At 43.5% G+C, this 20,846-nt stretch carries 25 protein-coding genes and 1 pseudogene; 18 read left to right on the forward strand and 8 right to left on the reverse strand.

Features of this window, described 5'->3' with window-relative positions; all coding sequences use genetic code 11:
- Positions 1 to 64: 64 nt before the first annotated feature.
- From NE638_RS08665 to NE638_RS08680, 4 genes are read left to right on the forward strand one after another with little or no spacing between them, the layout of a single operon-like run.
- Positions 65 to 646 (forward strand): HD domain-containing protein, encoded by a 582-nt coding sequence (locus tag NE638_RS08665; RefSeq protein ID WP_059086903.1) that lies wholly within the window; start codon positions 65 to 67, stop codon positions 644 to 646.
- A gap of 12 nt (positions 647 to 658) precedes the next feature.
- Positions 659 to 1,741, forward strand: a complete 1,083-nt coding sequence (locus NE638_RS08670) for an L-threonylcarbamoyladenylate synthase (RefSeq protein WP_059086902.1) — start codon at positions 659 to 661, stop codon at positions 1,739 to 1,741.
- A complete protein-coding gene (gene rpiB, locus NE638_RS08675; RefSeq protein ID WP_015527166.1) occupies positions 1,722 to 2,150 on the forward strand; it encodes a ribose 5-phosphate isomerase B in 429 nt (142 codons plus the stop codon). Before NE638_RS08670 ends, rpiB begins: the two co-directional genes overlap by 20 nt.
- A gap of 38 nt (positions 2,151 to 2,188) precedes the next feature.
- Positions 2,189 to 2,683 (forward strand): deoxycytidylate deaminase, encoded by a 495-nt coding sequence (locus tag NE638_RS08680; protein ID WP_173746039.1) that lies wholly within the window; start codon positions 2,189 to 2,191, stop codon positions 2,681 to 2,683.
- Positions 2,684 to 2,769: 86 nt separating this feature from the next.
- Here NE638_RS08680 and NE638_RS08685 read toward each other — a convergent pair whose 3' ends face one another.
- Both NE638_RS08685 and NE638_RS08690 read right to left on the reverse strand, forming a co-directional pair.
- Complete coding sequence (locus tag NE638_RS08685; protein ID WP_173746040.1) at positions 2,770 to 5,454, reverse strand: sensor histidine kinase; 2,685 nt, start codon at positions 5,452 to 5,454, stop codon at positions 2,770 to 2,772.
- A gap of 42 nt (positions 5,455 to 5,496) precedes the next feature.
- The gene (locus NE638_RS08690; RefSeq protein WP_021651384.1) at positions 5,497 to 6,198 is read right to left on the reverse strand and encodes a response regulator transcription factor; all 702 of its coding nucleotides are present in this window, start codon (positions 6,196 to 6,198) and stop codon (positions 5,497 to 5,499) included.
- Positions 6,199 to 6,434: 236 nt separating this feature from the next.
- On the opposite strand from NE638_RS08690, the gene NE638_RS08695 reads away from it, so the two are divergent.
- Complete coding sequence (locus NE638_RS08695) at positions 6,435 to 7,370, forward strand: radical SAM protein (RefSeq protein WP_244094816.1); 936 nt, start codon at positions 6,435 to 6,437, stop codon at positions 7,368 to 7,370.
- A gap of 182 nt (positions 7,371 to 7,552) precedes the next feature.
- On the opposite strand, the gene NE638_RS08700 is transcribed toward NE638_RS08695, so the two are convergent.
- On the reverse strand, positions 7,553 to 8,992 hold the full coding sequence (locus tag NE638_RS08700) for a TrkH family potassium uptake protein (RefSeq protein WP_173746041.1): 1,440 nt from the start codon (positions 8,990 to 8,992) through the stop codon (positions 7,553 to 7,555).
- 12 nt (positions 8,993 to 9,004) lie between these two features.
- Positions 9,005 to 10,363 carry a Trk system potassium transporter TrkA gene (gene trkA / locus NE638_RS08705; protein WP_118626171.1) on the reverse strand — a complete coding sequence of 453 codons (1,359 nt, stop codon included), beginning with the start codon at positions 10,361 to 10,363 and terminating at the stop codon, positions 9,005 to 9,007.
- Between the two features lie 244 nt (positions 10,364 to 10,607).
- Here trkA and NE638_RS08710 point away from each other — a divergent pair, with 244 nt between their 5' ends.
- From NE638_RS08710 to NE638_RS08720, 3 genes and pseudogenes are all read left to right on the forward strand, one after another.
- A complete protein-coding gene (locus NE638_RS08710; RefSeq protein ID WP_015527159.1) occupies positions 10,608 to 10,853 on the forward strand; it encodes a spore coat associated protein CotJA in 246 nt (81 codons plus the stop codon).
- Complete coding sequence (locus tag NE638_RS08715) at positions 10,853 to 11,131, forward strand: spore coat protein CotJB (protein ID WP_110103245.1); 279 nt, start codon at positions 10,853 to 10,855, stop codon at positions 11,129 to 11,131. Before NE638_RS08710 ends, NE638_RS08715 begins: the two co-directional genes overlap by 1 nt.
- 3 nt (positions 11,132 to 11,134) lie before the next feature.
- Positions 11,135 to 11,233: pseudogene (locus tag NE638_RS08720) on the forward strand (manganese catalase family protein); the annotation flags it as partial.
- Between the two features lie 19 nt (positions 11,234 to 11,252).
- On the opposite strand, the gene NE638_RS08725 reads toward NE638_RS08720, so the two are convergent.
- The 3 genes from NE638_RS08725 to NE638_RS18225 form a co-directional block, all read right to left on the reverse strand.
- Positions 11,253 to 12,677: a recombinase family protein gene (locus NE638_RS08725; RefSeq protein ID WP_173746057.1), complete on the reverse strand. Its 1,425-nt coding sequence runs from the start codon at positions 12,675 to 12,677 to the stop codon at positions 11,253 to 11,255.
- A gap of 358 nt (positions 12,678 to 13,035) precedes the next feature.
- Entirely contained in the window at positions 13,036 to 14,628 is a 1,593-nt protein-coding gene (locus NE638_RS08730) for an SIR2 family protein (protein WP_059085989.1), read from the reverse strand.
- Between the two features lie 18 nt (positions 14,629 to 14,646).
- Positions 14,647 to 14,922, reverse strand: a complete 276-nt coding sequence (locus NE638_RS18225) for an ImmA/IrrE family metallo-endopeptidase (protein ID WP_334298093.1) — start codon at positions 14,920 to 14,922, stop codon at positions 14,647 to 14,649.
- On the opposite strand from NE638_RS18225, the gene NE638_RS08740 reads away from it, so the two are divergent.
- Positions 14,857 to 15,021, forward strand: coding sequence for a hypothetical protein (locus tag NE638_RS08740; RefSeq protein ID WP_244094819.1), 165 nt, complete (start codon positions 14,857 to 14,859; stop codon positions 15,019 to 15,021). The genes NE638_RS18225 and NE638_RS08740 overlap by 66 nt on opposite strands.
- A 63-nt stretch (positions 15,022 to 15,084) precedes the next feature.
- Here the strand turns inward: NE638_RS08740 and NE638_RS08745 are convergent, their stop codons facing one another.
- A complete protein-coding gene (locus NE638_RS08745; protein ID WP_059085987.1) occupies positions 15,085 to 15,504 on the reverse strand; it encodes a helix-turn-helix domain-containing protein in 420 nt (139 codons plus the stop codon).
- Between the two features lie 210 nt (positions 15,505 to 15,714).
- Between NE638_RS08745 and NE638_RS08750 the strand changes: the two genes are divergently transcribed.
- The 9 genes from NE638_RS08750 to NE638_RS08790 all read left to right on the forward strand — a co-directional run bounded on the left by NE638_RS08750 (position 15,715) and on the right by NE638_RS08790 (position 20,836).
- Complete coding sequence (locus NE638_RS08750) at positions 15,715 to 15,918, forward strand: helix-turn-helix domain-containing protein (protein ID WP_059085986.1); 204 nt, start codon at positions 15,715 to 15,717, stop codon at positions 15,916 to 15,918.
- Between the two features lie 2 nt (positions 15,919 to 15,920).
- Complete coding sequence (locus NE638_RS08755) at positions 15,921 to 16,094, forward strand: hypothetical protein (protein WP_173746042.1); 174 nt, start codon at positions 15,921 to 15,923, stop codon at positions 16,092 to 16,094.
- Between the two features lie 311 nt (positions 16,095 to 16,405).
- Complete coding sequence (locus NE638_RS08760) at positions 16,406 to 16,543, forward strand: hypothetical protein (protein WP_173746043.1); 138 nt, start codon at positions 16,406 to 16,408, stop codon at positions 16,541 to 16,543.
- Between the two features lie 11 nt (positions 16,544 to 16,554).
- Positions 16,555 to 16,734 carry a hypothetical protein gene (locus NE638_RS08765; RefSeq protein WP_059085985.1) on the forward strand — a complete coding sequence of 60 codons (180 nt, stop codon included), beginning with the start codon at positions 16,555 to 16,557 and terminating at the stop codon, positions 16,732 to 16,734.
- A complete protein-coding gene (locus NE638_RS08770; RefSeq protein ID WP_173746044.1) occupies positions 16,731 to 16,892 on the forward strand; it encodes a hypothetical protein in 162 nt (53 codons plus the stop codon). Before NE638_RS08765 ends, NE638_RS08770 begins: the two co-directional genes overlap by 4 nt.
- A gap of 185 nt (positions 16,893 to 17,077) precedes the next feature.
- Positions 17,078 to 17,836, forward strand: coding sequence for a rolling circle replication-associated protein (locus NE638_RS08775; protein ID WP_173746045.1), 759 nt, complete (start codon positions 17,078 to 17,080; stop codon positions 17,834 to 17,836).
- Between the two features lies 1 nt (position 17,837).
- Positions 17,838 to 18,272 carry a hypothetical protein gene (locus tag NE638_RS08780; protein WP_059085983.1) on the forward strand — a complete coding sequence of 145 codons (435 nt, stop codon included), beginning with the start codon at positions 17,838 to 17,840 and terminating at the stop codon, positions 18,270 to 18,272.
- Positions 18,273 to 18,767 carry a hypothetical protein gene (locus tag NE638_RS08785; RefSeq protein WP_173746046.1) on the forward strand — a complete coding sequence of 165 codons (495 nt, stop codon included), beginning with the start codon at positions 18,273 to 18,275 and terminating at the stop codon, positions 18,765 to 18,767.
- Positions 18,764 to 20,836: a PcfJ domain-containing protein gene (locus NE638_RS08790; RefSeq protein ID WP_173746047.1), complete on the forward strand. Its 2,073-nt coding sequence runs from the start codon at positions 18,764 to 18,766 to the stop codon at positions 20,834 to 20,836. Before NE638_RS08785 ends, NE638_RS08790 begins: the two co-directional genes overlap by 4 nt.
- Positions 20,837 to 20,846: the final 10 nt, after the last annotated feature.

Genomic DNA, 20,846 nt, shown 5'->3' on the forward strand with positions numbered 1-20,846 from the left:
TTTCTGCTGAGCAGTATACTGAAAAAAGTGGCAGTTGCAGGATGGCAGCAGAGAGGAGGATATTATGAACAGAATCGACAGACTTTATATGGAAATGATCCATTATTATCAGGGGGATCCGAAGCATATCCAGCATTTTGTGAAGGTGCATGATCTTTCAAGGCTGATCGGCCAGAGTGAGGGTCTGGATGAAGATACGATGTATGTTCTGGAAGCCGCGGCTCTCGTTCATGATATCGGGATCAAAGTCGGTATGGAAAAATACGGACGCTCTGATGGAAAGACGCAGGAAGCAGAAGGTCCGGCAGCTGCCAGAGAGATGCTTACCGCACTGGGCTTTCAGGAGAGGGTGATCCGCAGAGTGGAATATCTGGTAGGACATCATCATACCTATAAGGATATTGACGGGCTGGATTATCAGATCCTTGTGGAAGCTGATTTTCTGGTTAATTATTTTGAAGATGGACTGGATAAAGAACATATAAAGAAAAGTGTAGAGAAGATCTTTAAAACAGAAACAGGTAAAAAAATAGTAAAAGACATGTTTTTTCCGGAGACTTTTCAGAAATCCGAAACCTGGGCACAGGATGCCCTTCAGGATTTGGAAGATTTTATTGAAGAGCAGGGGATTTATATCAGACAGTAAATGGAGCGTAAAATGAAAGCAGAAATAGCAGTTATGACAGCGGAGAATATAGACAGAAAGGCAATTGCCAGAGGTGGCGAGATCCTGAAAAACGGCGGGCTTGTGGCATTTCCCACAGAGACTGTATACGGCCTTGGAGGAAATGCCCTGGATCCGAAAGCATCAATGAAGATCTATGCAGCCAAGGGAAGACCTTCGGACAATCCGCTGATCGTACATATCGCAGATATCCGTGACCTGGATAAGATCGTTACGGAGGTTCCTGAAAAAGCCAGAATACTGGCTGAGAAATACTGGCCGGGTCCGCTGACAATGATCCTTCCCAAGGCAGATATCGTGCCAAAGGAAACAACCGGAGGACTGGACAGTGTGGCAGTACGTTTTCCAAGTGATCCTATCGCACAGGAGCTGATTCTTGCGGCTGGCGGATATGTGGCAGCGCCAAGTGCCAATACTTCCGGAAGACCAAGTCCTACGACAGCGGGACATGTGGCAGAGGATCTGGGAGAAGCCATTGATATGATCATTGATGGAGGACAGGTAAATATCGGTCTGGAATCTACGATCGTAGATTTTACAGAAGACATACCGGTAGTCCTGCGGCCGGGATATATTTCCCTGGAAATGCTCCGGGAAACACTTGGAGATGTAAGGATGGATAAGGGGCTGATCAAACCGGACAGCAAGGTCCATCCAAAAGCACCGGGAATGAAATACCGTCATTATGCACCAAAGGCAGATCTTGCCATTGTGGAGGGGGCCACAGAGGGTGTGATCGCGGAGATCGAAAAAAGAGCCGGAGAGGCTGAGGAGAAGGGACTGACGGTGGGGATCATCGCAACAGATGAAACAAAAGGCCGATATTCACATGGAATCGTAAAGAGTATCGGAAGCCGGGAGCAGGAAGAAACCATCGCGCATCATCTGTACGAGGTCCTGCGTGATTTTGACAGCTGTAATGTAAGTGCCATTTATTCAGAGGCATTTTTTACACCAAGAATGGGACAGGCGATCATGAACCGCTTACTGAAAGCGGCTGGTCATAAAATTATCAACGTTGAGGAGGAGAAAGAAAATGATAGCACTGGGATGTGATCATGGCGGCTATGAGCTGATGCAGGAGGTAAAGAAGCATCTGGAAGAGAGAGGACTGGAGTACAAAGATTTTGGATGCAATGGTCCGGAATCTGTAGACTATCCTGTTTATGGAAAGAAAGTAGCACAGGCGATCGTGGATGGTGAGTGTGAGAAAGGAATCCTGATCTGCGGAACAGGTATCGGAATTTCCATCACTGCTAATAAATTCAAGGGAATCCGTGCTGCACTTTGTACAGATTGCTTTACTGCAGAGGCAACAAGACTTCATAACGATGCCAACATTCTGGCCATGGGCGGTCGTGTAGTAGGACCGGGACTTGCTCTGAAGATCGTGGATACATTCCTGGATACACCATTTTCCGGGGATGAGCGTCATATCAGAAGGATCAACATGATCGAGGATTGATCGATCAGTAAGAAACCAATAGAAAAAGAGGATTCTGTATGGATAAAAAAGGACAGAAACGACAGGGATATCTTTCCTGGGATGAGTATTTTATGGGTGTTGCCATGCTTTCCGGCATGCGTTCCAAGGACCCGCATTCACAGGTTGGTGCCTGTATCGTAAGTGAAGATAACAAGATCCTGTCAATGGGGTACAATGGATTTCCAAATGGATGTTCCGATGATGAGTTTCCCTGGGGAAGAGAAGGAGATCCGCTGGATACCAAATATCTTTATGTGACACACAGTGAGCTCAATGCCATCCTGAACTACCGAGGAGGAAGTCTGGAAGGTGCCAAGCTTTATGTGTCCCTGTTTCCTTGTAACGAATGTGCCAAGGCTATTATCCAGGCAGGGATCAGGACTATCGTATACGACTGTGATAAATATGCAGATACTCCGTCGGTGATCGCATCCAAAAAAATGCTGGATGCAGCCGGAGTCCGGTATTATAAATATAACCGGACAGACCGTGAGATCACCATTAAAGTGTAAAAGAGAACAAAAATAAGAGAAAAACAGCAGCCTGGCTCCTGATCCATCATATCATCAGGGCTTCCGCTGCTGTTTTTTATGAATGGTTAAGAATGTGCTTCGGAATGAGGATCTTCCGGTGCGGATAAGGCTGTGGGAGAGATCTTCTGTGGAAAACTTAAGCAGACTTTGAAAAGGTCACCGTCCAGATAAAGTTTAAAGGTGCCACCTTGAAGCTGGGTAAGGCTCTGTGCGATGGATAATCCAAGTCCGCTGCCTTCTGTATTTCTGGCAACATCGCCGCGGATGAAACGTTCGGTCAGTTCTTCAGCCGGAATGTTCAGAGGCTGTGCGGAAATATTTTTCAGGGTAAAGATGACTTGATCTTTTTCCAGAAGAACTTCTGCATAGACTCTTGTGTTCTCCATGGCATATTTCAGAATATTGCCGAAAAGATTTTCAAGGATACGCCACATCCGTCTGCCATCGGCATAGATCATGGCAGGAAAATCAGGCAGATGTGTCATCAGGGTCAGATGTCTGCTTTTCATCCGTTCTTCGAATTCACCCATCACCTGGTAAAGCATTTCCACAAAGTTCAGTTCCGTCATTTCCAGAGAAAGATTTCCGGTACTGGCTTTGGAAGCTTCCACTACATCTTCGGTCAGACTTTTCAGACGATGTGCCTTTGAGTCCAGGATCTCAAGATATTTCAGTGCTTCCGGATCTTTGAGGTTCAGCCTTTTCAGCAGATCAATGTAATTGATGATGGAAGTCAGTGGCGTTTTCAGATCATGGGAGACATTGGTGATCAATTCGGTTTTCATACGCTCATCTTTGAGGCTTTTTTCCACGGCAGCGTCCAGCCCGTCACCAATGCGGTTGATATACTGTGCCATTGCTTTCTGATCACCACGGAGTTCCTTTTCCGGGATCTTGTAAGTGAGCTCTCCATCGGTGATCCGTTTCAGGCCATCAAGGAGGAGTTCCCGTCCAAGAGCAATTTTGTAGACGCAGAAAAGCGCACCCAGATCCAGAAGGAATAGAAGCAAAAACATCAGGAACCATCCATCAGATGCCGCGAGCAGGGCACTGAAGAAAAATTCAAGGAATAGAAATACGCCAAGTCCCACTACCATACGTATTCTGCTGATGGTATTCCTGGAGAAAAAATCGATCAGCTTACTGGCTTTACAAAGACACAGACGGGGAAGCTTCAGGCATTTGCGAAGCAGGCTGTTTTTCCACAGGGTGCGAGCTTTGATCCTGCGGATCAGGCTTAAATAGCCGATCCAGAACAGGCACGTGATCAGGAAAATCGTGATACCCAGGATGATCAGGGAGGAGACAAGGTTATAGGTGCAAGCTTGCATGCTCAGTCCTGCGGTCAATACACCAAGTGCCGGGATACACACGAGTCCGGCTGCTGCTTCCGTATAGATCCTGTCAAAAAAGTTCAGTTCTGGCTGAGCCGTGTCTGCATTACCGCTATCGGAATTTCTTCTTCCGGTGTGGACAGTAAGCCAGATAAAATCTATGATAAAGAGCAGAAAACTGATCATGGTGATCACAGTAGCCGGGATAAATAAAGTACGGTAAGTCAGGAAATGCTGTCTGTCAGTTTTAATGGAATCCTGTACAGGAAGGCTGGTATCATCGATCCAGGCAAGAAAACTGCAGTTTTCATCGTATGTGGAATTTCGAAGGAGATCGATCCAGTTTCCTACAGAATGGTTTGCAGCAGCGGAAAGGTTCAGATTCATAAGACCATTCCGGGCATTTTTCTCATCTGTGGCAGCTTCGTTGACACTTAGGAACACGTAAGGCTTTTTGTCTGAAAAACCGGAAATATCAGTCAGGTCGGAAGTATAGGCTGCATCTGTATTTGTGAAGATTTTCTGTGAGGTGTTATCCGTATAGGCATAATGGAGATTGGAATTATCATTGCTGTACTCCTCCAGTGTCTGAGCAGCTTCTGTCCAGCTGGAAAAAAGATCCCGGGCATTATCCAGCTGCTCAAAGGCATCGTTCAGGTTCCCCTTGAAATTCCTGGTTTTGGATGAGGTGGAATTCATGTAATCCAGGAGACTGTCGTAACCTTCCGGTGCACAGGGGATTTCAAAGATCGGAGTGAGCATATCTGCCACATCTGTGTAAACCACGTTTCCGTTTTTGTCTGTGATGTTTTTCAAAGGTTCCTGTGACTGGATGCCGCCGTCTGCATATTCGGCGCTCAGAGCGGAAAGAATCCTCTCAGTCCAGTCTTTCTGGGAAATTCCCTCGTGTTTCAGGGCACCGGAGTTGGCATTTAGCTGCAGGGTTCCGTCTTCCAGAGCTTTTTTGAAATCGGAATAGTACATATATTTTGTTTCACCCTCCGGGGTGGTAAGGCCCAGGACGATCCAGTCATCATTGGAATGGATCGTCTGTGAGCTCCATTCCTTAAGATCATTGAAGGAATAGGCTAGTCCGGAGGTGTTTTTGAAGGAGAGAGAATCTCCGTTATAAAGCTCTCCGAGATCAATGTATGCATCTTCGTTTGTTTTATCTAGGATTTCTCTGGCTGAGATTCCGGACAGGATCGCGGAAGCTTTTGAGTAAAAGCTGTCAGCAAAAGCAGAGGTCTGGAAATAATCCTTTGTTTTAAGATCCTCGGCAGAGTCCATCCGGATACCTGCCTGGATCACCAGTGCCGCTGAAAAGACCATGATCAGAGGCAGGATAAGGGCAAGGACAAGAGCAGGAATGCGCATAAATGAACGGTTTTTTTCCGTATGTTTATTTTTATTCATAATACCCCTTTCTGAAGTACAGATACTTCATGGCCGGCTGGCTCACCGGCTCAGTTTTTCGATTTTATAACCCAGGCCCCAGACAACTTTCAGATAGCGGGGATCCCTGGGGTTGATCTCAATCTTTTCGCGAATGTGACGGACGTGGACGGCTACCGTGTTATCCGCGGCCAGAGCATCTTCATTCCAGATGCTCTCGTAGATCTGTGTGGTGGAAAAAACACGTCCGGGATTTTTCATGAGAAGAAGCAGGATATTATATTCGATGGGCGTCATCCGTACCGCTTCTCCATCTACCAGCACCTCTTTTTTGTCATCGTTTACCGTAAGACCTCCGGTTGTGTAGATGTGTTCTGATGCTACCGGTGCAGCGGAGCCAAGCTGTGTGTACCGGCGCAGCTGGGATTTTACCCTGGCGATCAGCTCCAGAGGATTGAAAGGTTTGGTGATATAGTCATCTGCACCGATGTTAAGGCCTAGGATTTTGTCCGTGTCTTCAGATTTTGCGGACAGGATGATGATGGGCAGAGGATTGCTTTCCCGGATCTTGACTGTTGCCCGGATCCCGTCGAGACGGGGCATCATCACATCGATGATCAGCAGATCTACAGTTTCGCTGTTCAGGATATCCAGTGCTTCCTGTCCGTCATAGGCTTTCAGAATGTGATAGCCTTCCTGCGTAAGATAGATTTCGATAGCTTCCACGATGTCTTTGTCGTCATCGCAAACAAGTATGTTAGCCACTTTTTTGTACCTCCCTGATGTTATTAGAATAGCAGCCGGAAATTAAGACGAAAGGGGTAAATTCTTAAGATTCCATGAAATCCATTGTACTATATTAAGTATATAGTGTAAACAGAGAAAGCCTTGTTGGCAGCAGACGTGATGTGCTAAACTAGTACTAGATAACAGAAAATAACGATATTGGAAGAAAGATCAGGAGAAAAGTGAAAGTGGAGAATGAAAATAAAATCAGCAGTATGGCAGGGAGCGCGCACTGTACGGAAGAAATTATGTCAGCTTGTGCTCTTTGTCCAAGAGAATGCCTGGCAGACCGGAGTGCAGGGAAAAAAGGCTTCTGTGGCATGGATGAGAGAATTTATCTGGCAAGGGCTGCACTTCATATGTGGGAGGAACCCTGTATCTCCGGAACAAAAGGCTCCGGGGCAGTGTTCTTTTCCGGGTGCGGGCTGCGCTGCTGTTTCTGCCAGAATCATGATATTGCTATGGGGAGCAGGGGACGGGCTGTAAGTGTGGAACGGCTTGGAGAGATTTTTCTGGAACTGAAGGAAAAAGGAGCTGCAAACATCAATCTGGTAACAGGTGCACACTATGTACCACAGATCATAGAGGCACTGGATATGGCCCGGAGGAAGGGTCTGGATATTCCGGTGGTGTATAATTCCAGCGGGTATGAAAAAACAGAAACCTTGAAGCTTCTGGAAGGATATGTGGACATTTATCTTCCGGATCTGAAATATCTGGATCCGGAGCTTGCACAGAAATTTTCTTATGCGCCGGATTATGTGCAGGCTGCAAAGGCTGCAATTAGAGAGATGGTGCGTCAGACCGGGAAATGTGAGTTTGGAGAGGATGGATACATCCGGAAAGGAACCATTGTCCGTCATCTGATCCTGCCGGGACATACAGGAAATTCCATAAAGGCTCTGAGGTATCTTCATGAAACCTATGGGGAAGATATTTATATCAGTATTATGAATCAGTATACGCCGGTGAGAAAATTTGTGGAATTTAAGGAATTAAACCGGAAAGTTACAAAAAGAGAGTATGAAAAAGTTCTGGATGCTGCTGTGGATATGGGGATTCAGAATGGATTTATCCAGGAAGGAGAAACTGCTTCAGAAAGCTTTATTCCGGATTTCGATTATGAGGGAGTGGAAAAAAATACTCCATAAATGGAAGGAGGCCGGTACTTTCGTACCGGCGCGTATGAAAAAGAAAAATATTATAGAAAGTTCATCACCTTCTATGGCTTATAATATACAGTAAAAATGTGAAGAAAGTGTGTCTAACATTTGAAATAAATGTGAAAAGAACAATTTATGCCACAAACATAGCAAAATATGACGAATATTTATCAGAATTTCTTCCAGGTTTCACGAAGGAAAAGGATCAGGATCGGAAATAGCTCCAGTCGGCCGGCCAGCATATCGAAAGAAAGGACCAGCTTGGACAGCGGAGAAAAGATCCCGAAGTTTCCGGTAGGACCGATCAGGGAAAGACCGGGACCCACATTGTTTAAAGTGGTGACTACGGCTGTGAAATTTGTTACAAGATCAAATTCATCAAAACTGATGATAAAGATAGATGCAGCCACGATCATCAGATAAACGATCATATAAATATTGGTGGCACGCATAACTTCGTGAGACACCGCTTTTCCGTCCATTTTGATCTTTTTTACTGCATTGGGATGCAGATAAAGATGCAGTTCCTTGCGGACGGATTTTGCAAGAAGCAGAAGACGGGAAATCTTGATTCCGCCGCCTGTACTGCCAGCACAGGCACCACAGAAGGTAAGCAGTACCAGAATCGTTCTGGATACCGCAGGCCACTGGTTAAAATCCGTAGTGGCATAACCGGTGGTGGTGATAATAGAACCAACCTGGAAAAATGCCTGTTGAAGTGCTTCCCACACATTGTCAAACAGATGCCGGACGTTGAAAGTGATCATCAGGGCAGAGGCGATGATCACAAAGAAGTAGCAGCGGACCTCTTCAGATTTCAATGCCTGAGAAAACTTCCTGGTGAGAAGAAGAAAATAGACATTGAAGTTTACGCCAAACAGGATCATAAAGATGGTGATGACGATCTGAATATATAAGCTGTAGCTTCCCATACTGTCGGATTTGATTCCGAACCCACCGGTTCCGGCAGTTCCAAATGCTGCACAGAGACTGTCGTAAAGAGGCATCCCTCCAAGAAGCAGGAGGATGATCAGTGCAACAGTGAGTGCAATGTAGATCTTGTACAGGATCTTGGCAGTTGACTGGACTTTTGGAAGAAGCTTTCCTACGGAAGGACCGGGGCTTTCTGCCTTCATAAGGTTCATATGATAGCCACCTGCAAGCGGAAGCAGTGTCAGGATAAATACCAGAACACCCATACCACCGATCCAGTGGGAAAAACATCTCCAGATATTGATGCTGTAAGGCATCTGTGATGGATCGGAGAGAATACTGGAACCGGTTGTAGTGAAACCGGAAACAATCTCAAAAAAAGCATCAATGGGATTCGGGATAGCCTCGCTGAGCACAAACGGCACAGCACCGACAATACTGAGGACGATCCAGCTTAAAGCAGTAGTCACAAGGCCTTCACGGGCGTAAAACGCTTTCTTGGACGGTTTGCGGCTGACCAGTGGAACACCGATCGCCAGGCATGCCAGAATTGTGATCACAAAGGCGATTCCGGCTTTTTCACGGTAGATAAGGGCTGTGATACTGGGAACCAACATGCAGACTGCTTCCACGTTCATGATCCATCCCAGGATATAAACAATAATTGAATAATTCATCTTTCAGTACCTCTATTTTGCAAGTATGTCTGTGATGTCACGGAGGCCTTTGTGAGTGGTTACAATGATGACCGTGTCGCCTACCTGAATGGTATCCTGACCACGGGGAATGCGGATGCGGCCGTTGCGGTTCAGGCATCCCACCAGAAGATTCTTGCGGAGATTCAGCTCTGCAAGAGGGATATAAGTTACGGCAGATTCCTCACGGATCGCAAATTCCAGTGCTTCTGCATTGCCATCCAGAATATGATAAAGGGTTTCTACGTTGCTGCCGATGCTGTTCTGAGTGGCACGGACATACTGCAGGATATAATCAGCAGTGATATTTTTCGGGTAGATGACACTTCCGATATCCAGGGAGTCGATGACATCATCAAATTCCAGACGGTTGACCTTGGCAACCAGCTTGGCATCGGAGATGCTTTTGGCAAAGAGAGCAAGAAAGACATTCTCCTCATCCAGATTTGTCAGAGTGACAAAGGATTCGGACTCGGAAAGTCCTTCTTCTAGCAGAAGAGAACGGTTCGTTCCGTCACCATTGATGATAGTCGCATCTGGAAGCAGTTCGCTTAAGTGCTCACAGCGGTTTTTGTTCTGCTCGATGATCTTGACACTGATCTTCATATCCAGAAGTGCATGGGCAAGATAATAGGAAATGGTTCCGCCACCTACGATGATACAGTTTTTGACCTGATTGGTCTTGAGACCGATCTTACGGAAAAATGCCGCTGCATTAAGCGGAGAGGCCAGAATGGAAACCATATCTCCGTCGTGTATAATGTGATCACCACCAGGAATGGATACATTGTCACGGCTCTCGATCGCGCAGACCAGAATATCACTTCGGAAAGCATCTGAGATCTGGGAAACGCTCATTCCGTCCAGCTTGAATTCCGGGAGAACTTTAAACTTGAGAAGTTCTACACGACCACGTGCAAAGGTGTCAATCTTGATCGCAGATGGAAAACGGAGAAGCCGTGAAATTTCCTGGGCAGCGGCAAACTCCGGGTTAATGATCATGGTAACACCAAGACGTTCTTTGATGAATCCGATTTCTTTTTCATAAATGGGGTTACGGACGCGGGCGATGGTCTGACAGTGGTTGGCCTTCTGCGCGATCAGACAGCAGAGAAGGTTCAACTCGTCAGAAGCGGTAACTGCGATCAGAATATCTGCAGTATCAACACCTGCCTCCATTAAAGTATTGATGCTGGCACCATTACCGACGATTCCCATAGCGTCGATATTTTCGCAGAGATCATTGATCTTGTCGGCAATAACGTCGACAAGAGTGATATCAATATCCTCTGCCTGAAGCTGCTCTGCAAGATTTCTACCGACTTTTCCGCAGCCTACAATAATTACCTGCATAATTTCCTCCTTCAATAGCCGGTCAGGGCTACAAATCATAAGTAAAAGCGCCCATCCGTGTAAAGATAGGCAAGGATATTATAGCACTGTATATCTGATTTTTAAACAGTAATATTTTCCTGTATATATAGAAAAAAATGGCAGAAAGATAGATATATATGAAGGAAAGTGAACATTCCTGTTTTCACAAGTTTAAAAAAACGTCATAAAATATAGCGTGATCATGAATGAAAGGATTTCGATTATGGACCGATTTCAGATGAATCGTTCGGGCTGCCGGCCATATCAGTATACCTGTGGGATGAATAGCGGGATGGCAGGCCGGACGGATCGATCATTTTCTGATATGGCAAAACAGGTTCCTGCAATGGCGTATGTGCCATACCAGGAATTTGCGCCTACCTTTGAGTTGAAAAAAGCTCTTCAGGTCGGAACTATCTTTCCTGAGCTTTGCAAGCCGTTCTGCGGCAGGAGAGGAGGAAGTCGATGATGTCCGGAAATTGTACTTCCAAAAAAGAACTGTTGCAGTTTATTGACCAGGTAAGCTTTGCCATTGACGATCTTCTCCTTTTTCTGGATACGCATCCAAAAGAAAAAAGAGCTCTTGAATATTACAGTGAGCTTTCAGCCAGAAGAAATGAGCTCCTGGAAAAATATGCAAAATTTTATGGACCGCTGACCATTGATACCGGAAACGACAGCAATCTTAAGTCATGGCAGTGGATGGAACAGCCGTTTCCATGGGAACAGGAAGGAGGGTGCAGATAAGGTATGTGGAATTATGAAAAAAGACTCCAGTATCCTGTAAATATCAAGACGCCCAACGCAAAGCTGGCACAGTTTATATCCAGCCAGTATGGCGGACCGGAGTGCAATAGCAGATAAAAAATCAATGTACAATAATATCAAAATACATCTTGTTATTTTCTTTATCCCAGACGATTTGATCAACAATAGTCCGGATAAGCATGCCTTTTTCTTCATATCCAACATCCGGATCCTTGAGTACGTCATTCACAGATTTGATCTCTTTCAACACCTCTGATTTATCTGTAAACTTTTCTTTTTTCTTGTGCAGTAGGTTGTGAAGTTCAAACTCTAACTTTGATCGATCATCATTCAGACGTTCTTTATTTTCTTTGTATTCCTGAAGAGAGTCAATTCCACTTTCATAAGCATCATGGATTCGTTTGCTTTTCATATCTATCCGGGATAACTCTTTGTGAATCTGATCAACTGTAACTTCATTATTGACAGAACAATTACTTTTCCGGACATAAGAAAAGTCAGCACCTTCAAGAATCTTGTCAAAATATTCAATAACAGCTTCTTCAGCCTTTTTTACCGGAATAGAAGAAGTGCCTCTGTGATAGCCCTTTGCATATTGCCAGCAGTTGAAATAATGATAGCCATCTTTGCCGCCACCGGTATAGGCAAGAGTGGCACCACAGATTGAACATTTTAAAAGCCCAGACAACCAGTGTCTACATGTGGATACGCTACGGGACTTAGCTGGGCGCATCCTGGCCTGGATCAGCTTTTGACGCTCTTGAAAACGTTCTTTCGAGATTCTGACCTCATGAGAACCTTCAAACTCCATTCCATTCCATGTGACTGTCCCACAGTAAAAAGGATTTCGTAAAATACGGTCAATACTTCTTCGTTCAAAGAGGTTTCCACGCTTAGTGCGATATCCTAGATCATTGCACTTCCTTGCTATAGCGGTTTCATCCATGTTTTCGCAATCGTATAAATTCATAGCATAGGACACAATAGCGTAGCTGGCTTCGTCAATCACGAATGGCTTTCCGCCGCCGACCGCCTTATAACCAAGGGGAGGGGTACTCTGATAACCATGGCGCAAAGCTTTCTCTTTCATGCCACGCTTTACCTCACCGGAGAGCCGTATGGAATAATATTCATCCATCCATTCGATAATACGTTCGATAAGAGAACCAAACGGACCGTCTACGAGCGGCTCAGAGATACTGATAACTTCCACATCATCTTTCTTGAGCATACTTTTATATACGATGGATTCTTCCTGGTTTCTAGCAAACCTAGAGAATTTCCATACCAGTATCACATCAAAGGGATGAGAGGATTGTTTTGCCATTGCAATCATTTTCTGAAACTCTGGACGTTTTTGGGCGTGACGGCCGGAAACACTCTCACAGAAAATAAATTCTTCACAGGTTATGAGATCGTTCTTCTTTGCGTATTCCAGCAACAATCTTTTTTGAGCATCCGGAGACAATTCTGCCTGATCCTCCGTGGAAACACGGACATATAAAGCAGCCATTCTTTTTTGCATTTTATCACCTCGGTTAAAATTATGTAAAAATGGGTACAAAAATAACGACCACACAAACGTTCTGATTGTGCAGCCGCTCCGAAGATGATACAATATTTTTGCGAAATGAGTAGCATCTTCGGAAGCTACATGCCGGTTCCTGTTGGCGCAGGAGCCGGTTTTTGTCGACGGAAATTTCTTGACAAATTGATATAAAAAGAGTATTATTCAGATTGTCAAGAGAAAAAAAGGATTTATCCTTTTGTTGACAGTTGATTAAGTAGAACACAGAACCTCAAGTGTTCTGAATAATTATTTAGAAAAAGTCAGTAATGTTTTTGGTGTTTACCAGAAAAGGTTTACTGACTTTTTCTGTTGCTTAGAAATAATTTTCCATTAAATCAATATACATAACACATCTTTTGAAATGAGTAGAGGTTTTAATTTCTTCTTTATCAGAGGAATATAAGCGTTTACATATTTCTCGTATCTTTGAAATATTAAAAGAAGTAATATTTTTTAATAATAGTCCGGCTTTTTTATTAAGACCTGTTACATTATCTATTTCAGCTAAAAGATCATTAAAATTATTAATGGTTGGAACGTTCTTTAATGATTTTTGAATTTTTTTAGTAATAATTAAGTCAATAGAATTATGTTTTTCTATATAGGCACCTAAGTGTGAAAGTGGATCTATATGTAAAGTTGTTGCTTTTACATATTTGAATACAGGAAGTAATCTTGTATGAGGAATTGACTTAAATCGATCCGAGCACATGGAGTCAGCATCAAAATGTTTGTTGTCATATAAAATGTCTTCAAATATCAGTGTATCATCAAAAATGCCATATCCAAATTTGTTTAATATACTTTCACGATAACCAATTGCAATTGCTAGAGGTTTATTAGAAAAATTCATATTATTTAAATCATCTAATCCTACAATAGTTGCTTCTACATTATCAGAAGATAAATTGTTATCAACGATGTTTTTAACTATTCGTTTTGTTGCTCTGATTTTGACAGGCGAAATACCGGGTGTAATTTTGTTAAGTGATTCATATACCTTTAAATAATTATCAGTTTGAATTTCCGTAATAGGAATTTCGTTTCCTTGACGAGTGGTAATGGTTCGTTGAATTTGTTGTAAATTTAATTCTCCTTTTTTATAGCTAATGAAAATAAAGTGGTTATGAATACTTTGAAGCTGAATTGGTGATAAACAACCTAAAAAGTCGCTAATTATTCCTTGAATATTTTCGTCAGTAAAAGAATATCCTAAGAATACAATTGGAGATTCAGCGAATAATGTTAACATTTTGGCAATAATAAGTTTGCGAGAATCATTAAAAGTTCTATAATCTTGTTCAGTAATGATAATAGAATTAGCATCAGTTGCAGAACCATGTATTTTATATATTTCAGCGATATTGTAACTATCCGAATTGAAAAGCTGAGTTTGGTTTGTAAATACTGTATAGTCATCGGGAAAAATAAATGTTTCAAGAAATAAATCGTAATTTGTTGTAATGATTGCTGAAATTTTGTTCTTTAGTTGCTTAAAGCGTTCAAGCTCTTGTTCTATTAAATGACCTCTGCGTAAATGCATCTTTTTAAAATATGAAGAAAGAAACATCTTATAAGGTGAAATCCCTCTTTTTACCCATTCGGGGTTTTTGGCGTTACCGATATTTAATTTTATTTTTCGGTCAAAAAACGCGGCATTAAATTCATTTTCTATGATAGATGCTAGTTTAGCATTTATTTCAAAGTCGGATAAATTTTGGCGAAATAGGGCATCTTTATGTTTTTGCAACTGGAAAATATCTGAATTATATTTTTTAAATGATAATTCAAGCAGTTCGTCCCAAGTAGGATAATTAAATAAATATCTTTTGGATATTCCAGACCCTATAAACAAAACAGGAAGTTTCTTACTATCAACAATCTTATCTAATACGTTCTTTTCCATAATATTCTCCAATAAATACTAATTTTCAATGCGAAGTTGGATTAATTTTTGTTCATATCCAGTCATTCTGGAAATTTGATCAATAGTAAAGTCTCTGTATTCATCTAAGAATGAATCCGGCAACAGTAGCTCCATAGCAAACTTATTCGCTTCGATTTCCTTCTTTGAATTTAATAAAAGCGTTTTATTTCTAATAAAGTAACAGTTCTCTTTCCGGTGCAGGAGAGCATGACCAAGCTCATGAGCCATGACCAGACGTTGTTCGTGTTCCGGAAGATTTCTATTAATGAATATGTAGCGGTGATTTTTCAGGAACATGTAGCATCCTTCGAATTGCAGGTTACAGATCTGGTAGAGAATACCAAGCTGATCGGCAATGGCGAAAGGGTCTGATGTTCCTGTTTTTCTTTTATAGTACGAAACGATCTTCTTGATGTCACGATTCAAGCATCTCACCTACTTCTTATATTTCTTTGGCGTGTATTTTTCTTTGTTGATGATCTTCAATCGCTTCAGGGCAATCTCTAACTCATCCCGGAACAGCTCTGCGGCATCTGGGCTGAGCTCTTCACCGTTGTAACTGGCAGGGCCATCTTCACCGGCAGTGAGTTTCTCCATGATGTTGTCCAGGTCTTTGGCGATGTCACGGTTGTCTTTTGAAGTAAGAACGGATTCAGAACTGCTTTCTTTTCCGTTCAGTAGAAATTCAGATGTTACGTCAAGGAAGTCTGCAATCTTTTGAATTTTGTCAGCACTGGGAGTTATATTTTTGAATTTACTTATATAACTTCTTGCAAATCCAAGTTCTTTTTCCAGTCTGTTTATAGAATATCCCTTTGCTTTGGCGGCTTCCTTTACGTTTTCGTAAAGTCCCATAGTAAGTTCCTCCAAATTTTGCGCAATTTACTATTGACATACGCCATATCTTGTGTATAATAAAATTACAAGTTGCGCAAGATATTGCGAAAGTCAAAGATAAAAAATAGCGTTCTATATTATATTGGTCACGCTTTTAATATAGAATATTTTGCGCAATTTGTCAATGAAAAACGCAATATTTTGCGAAAAAAACAAAGGAGGTGCAAAATGCCAATTTATACAAATATAAAGAAAACCTGTAAACAAAAAGGTATTTCGGTAACAAAGCTGGAAGCCGATTTAGGATTTGCGAGAAGTACTATTTATAAATGGGATACACATCAGCCTGGAATAGGGAAACTCAAGAAAGTTTCTGACTACTTAGGAGTAACCATGGAATATCTTTTGTCAGATCAGAAGGAGGCGAGTTGAAAATGCTGATTAATATAAGAGGAAAAACAGAAGTGCTACAGGATCTGGAAAAAGCAAAAAAGCTGATTGATGAAGCTGGAAAGATTCTGTACCACATGCCAACAAAAATTGAATTTGAGGTAGGCGGTACAGAAAAAGAATCAGATGCTATTCGGCCTGATTTAGATAATCAATAATTTCAGAGAACATATAGTGACAATTCCTGGAAAGAGTGTCAAAAAGACTCTGATATTCAGGTGGAATAGAAGGATTATTGATCATTTTTTGAAACTCTGCGGAATAATGGTCAAGATGTTCGCGAAGATCATTGGTTGTGATTTTTTCCATAGAAATCGCTCCTTTCATTTTACTCAGGCATGGCAGTGTCCTGTATATACAGAATAGGAGCACACCGTCGAAACTGCAAGAAAAAGCGTTCGACAAAGTAGTGAAAATTTTATAAACACAAAAATCAATACATTCATAAGATATAACAGAGGTGATAAACATGAAAGATATTGAATTTATCACAAGAATCCAGGTAAACGGAGAAAAAAGAGAGCTCACAAAAGAAGAAGCGTCGGAGTTGATCCTCCGGCGTGTAAAAGAAGCCCTGGAAGGAATGAACTACGAAAAGACAGCATAAAGGAGGAACACATGACAGCACAGCAGGTAAGCAGATACATAGAGCTGGTAAACAGACGGACACAGATCCTGAACCACAGTGGAGTGGACTGGAAACCGGAATACGGCCTGGAATTGAACCAGATCGAGAAGGAACTTGCAGAGCTCAGCCCTCTGGTGGATGAAGAACATAAGAAAAGAGGCAAGAAATGAAACGAGATGCGATCATATCCCTGTGTATAGCCCTCCCGGTGGCAAATCTGCCGTTCTGGCAGTGGAGAAGCCCGGCAGAGATGCTCCTGATGGTAGGATTGTTCTGGCAGGTGGCGTTTGTGGCCGTGGTCGGGACGGGGTATAAGAAACGAAGATAAAAAATGCCAGCACATAGCAGTGTGCTGGCAAAGGGAAAAATCCCAGATGTAAACGTTCAACATCATCATAGCATCTGGGAGGAGAACAGTCAAGCGGCACGGGTGAAAAGCCCGTATTTATTTTTGGGGTATGAATCCCCTTACAGGCTTGATTAAACGTATTAGAGATAGGACAAGGATTGCTTATGAGGTGTGGATATATAAGATGGATCTGGGACTGTGGGAACACCAGGGAAGTTGAAGAAAAGCATACGGGCAGATATGGAGCCAGGGGACAGAAAAGACAGAAGAGGAGAAAAGCCACTCCGGAAGAGATCGCTAAACAGAACCAATGGAAAAGGGAACGGGATGTCCGCCGTCTGATTAAATGGAATTTCGGAATAGGAGATTACTGGTTCACGCTGACGTACAAGAAAGGCTCACGGCCGCCCTGGAAACAGATGCAGAAAGATATGTCAAAATTCATTCGAAAGCTCCGGGACAAGTATAAAAAATATGGATGGGAGTTGAAGTACATATACCGCTTGGAGATTGGAAAGCAGGGCGGACCCCACGTACATATCCTGGTCAACCGGAAATCAAACAATGAGACAGATACAGGGCTTCTAGTGGAAATGTTATGGAACCATGGCCATGCACAGACGAAGAGAGTATATGACGTAGATTCCGGAGAACTGGCAGAATACATAACCAAGCCGTTAAAAGAACATGAGCCAGAGGACCTGAAACGGTACCACCCATCCAGAAACCTGATCCGCAAGGATCCGGAGAAAGAAGAGATAAAGAAACGGAGCCTGGTGGACAGGCAGGGGATACCGAGAGATCCGAAACCACCAAAGGGATGGGCGATTGTTCCTGGTTCAGTAAAACATGGGAAAAACAAGGTGACAGGCTACGCATACCGGCATTACATACTGGTCAGAACAGGGAATAGAAGGGATTGACATGTGGAAAGTAGACATATATCTGGAGGCAGACAGCAAGGCCCAGAAGAATACAGAGAGAAAATGTGCATATATCCTGGAAACGATTTGCGCCGGCGCAATTAAAACAGCAGAAGGGTTCCAATGTATTTCTGGAACATACCATAGTGCAACCCTTCAAAATCTGGTGGCAGCATTATCGCGGATCAGAAAGACAAGCAATGTCTGCGTCCATACAGAAGATGTTTATGTGGTCTCCCGTATCCGGAAACTTCCGGAAATGGCAGCAGCCAATTGGGAAGATGCCAGAGGCACCAGGATTGGGAACGCAGAACTCTGGAAAAGGATCTGGGAGCTGATAGAAGAGCATCGCTTAACATTAACAGCAAAAGCCGGGAAGCATAGTTACTCAAACTGGCTTCAGGAAGCTATGAAAAAACGAAAGGAGAAGATGTAAATGTTCGAAAGATTTGGAGAGATGAGCAGCTGCAGGGAGATCAACGAGCTTGCAGAGAACCTGCTGAATGAAGGAGATATCCAGAGCCTGAAAGTGATGGCGCAGGAGAATGGCATCCCGGAAGACTATGTTGAGATGTATCAGTCCGGTGATATCCCGTATCTTTGCGATGCTGTGACGGCCGCCATGGGGAAACTGGATGTGGAATGCGGATCTCTGAAACTGGCCGGTCTGATGAATGACTGGGTGGAGTATATCCGTGGGCTCTGTATGGAGGATGAGATGGTCGCACACCAGGTCCGCAAGAAGGGAAAGAGCCTGAAGCAGTGCATCGCAGAGATTTTGAAGTATGCCTTTAAGAACCAGGTGCCTGTGGACAAGGAGATCATAAAGGCTGCAGGAGTCAACGCCGGAAAAGTGACCTTCGGAGACCCAGACATGGGTACTGCAAAAAAACTGATCCGCGATTACTATCTGGGAGGTAGCAGGAAATGAAGAAAAAGGAGATAGAAAAGATCCCATTCCGGGGCGGTGTCAGGGCAGACAAACAGTATCGTAACACAGCAGTTGCATTTTTGCAGGATATCCGTGGAGAGAACCATCTGTTTGTTGAAGTTTACGAAAACAAAAAACAGGAGCTGCAGACCCCGTGGATCCGGATGGTGTTTACCCAGAAGGACTGGGGCTTGTATTATCCGGATGCAGGTGTCTGGTCAGCAGCAGGGCTGGATGAAGAAAGGGAAAAGATCGGCAGTAACTGCAAAAAAAGAGACAACAAGTGTTATATGGCTAGGTCTCAGGGAGATATAGTGTGGAAGTTTGCCGGAGATACGTGGGAACGGAAATACACCACCTGGGTAGGTGCCCTGCAGAGTCTGATCTATAACATCAAAGCGCAAAGAGTCCAGAAAAGGGAAGACAAACGTGCGGACAGGCTTAAAGAACGGGAACAGAACACCCCGCCGCTTCCGAAAGGGCTGGAAGACTGGGCGAAAAAAACAGGCATCGGAACAGAACGCTTCCTGTACTACAAGCGCCATGGAAGATATGCGGATATAGCCTGCTCTGCATGCGGACAGGTGACGGAGGCAGCGGTCAGAAGCAAAGACACCTACGAGGGACAGTTTGAAAAGATAATCCCGGTCCCGCAACATGATTCGGTGGGAACGTGCCCTCATTGTGGTGCTACAGGTATATATAAAGCCCAGGGAAAGACCAAAGGAGTATGGGGGCATGGGATGAACTGCTTTATTGCACAGAGATATAAGGACGATGGAGCAGTGATCAGATACGTGGAGATAGAAAAGATATACAGACTGGATACTTACCTGGATGAAAAAGAGATCATGACAGGCGCAGGCGAAAAGATGATCATAACTGAGATCGCAAGAACTTACCTGGAAAAAGGAAAAAGGCCACAGACAGATTATCATAAATTTAGTTCTTACTCCGGAGAATTCTGGGATGACTGCAATTTGTGCGGAATGAACAACATTTCGATCAAAGCAGCAAAGATATATCCGGAAAGCTACAAAGAACTCCGGACCACATTCCTGAGATATTCGGCAGCAGAGATGTATGGAAAACATAAGACCATGTACAACTTGAAAGAATACCTCGAAAGATATATCCAATGGCCGCAGATAGAGATGTTTGTGAAAATGGGATTACATCATATAGCGGAATCCATAGTAGAGGGCTACTGCGGGATCATAGCAGACAAGGATGCCATAAAGCCGGAATGTTTTCTTGGAATCTATAAAAGAAGGCTCAGGGACCTGAAGACCTTGCAGGGAAACCCTGACTATCTGAAAGTGTGGCAGATGGAGAAACGGATGGGACTCCACGTGACAGTACAGGAAAGCATATTCCTTGCGGAAAGCCAGGTACGGCAGAACGATCTGAAAGAAATATTGAAATATACCACAGTAGCAAAATTCATGCACAGGATAGAGCAGTATTCCGGGTGTGAGATCCCTGATACTATGCAGGAACCCATGTGTGGAAGGGCAGCAGGTGCTGTAAGCGGCGTAACCCGCACTTATGTGGATTATCTGCATATGCGGATACAGAGGGGGTATGACCTGCATAACCAGATTTTCCTTTTTCCGAGAGACCTGAGGCTTGCCCATGACCAGATGGTCATTGAGACAAATGCGGAAGAGATCCGCAAGAGAGAGCAGGCAGTTAGCGAAAAATATCCGGACATCCGAAAGAACTACAGGGGTCTGAGGAATCAATATATTTACGAAGACGAGGATTATCTGATACGGCCGGCAAGATCAGCAGAAGAGATCGTTGCAGAAGGAAGGATCCTCCATCATTGCGTCGGCGGGGACAGCTATCTGAATAAGCATAACACCGGCCGGAGCACGATCCTTTTCCTGCGTTCAAAGTTAGCGCCGGAAACACCGTATATCACAATAGAGATCTGCGGGACAAAGATCCTACAGTGGTATGGGATCCGGGATACAAAGCCAGATGAAATCAGGATAGAAAGGCATCTGAGAAGATACATAAAAGCATTAAAGGAAAAAGATCAGATAAAGTCAGTGACCGCATAAGGAGGAAAGC

Origin of the sequence: Blautia sp. MSK.18.38, assembly GCF_024460535.1 — a bacterium.
Lineage (GTDB): Bacteria > Bacillota > Clostridia > Lachnospirales > Lachnospiraceae > Blautia_A > Blautia_A fusiformis.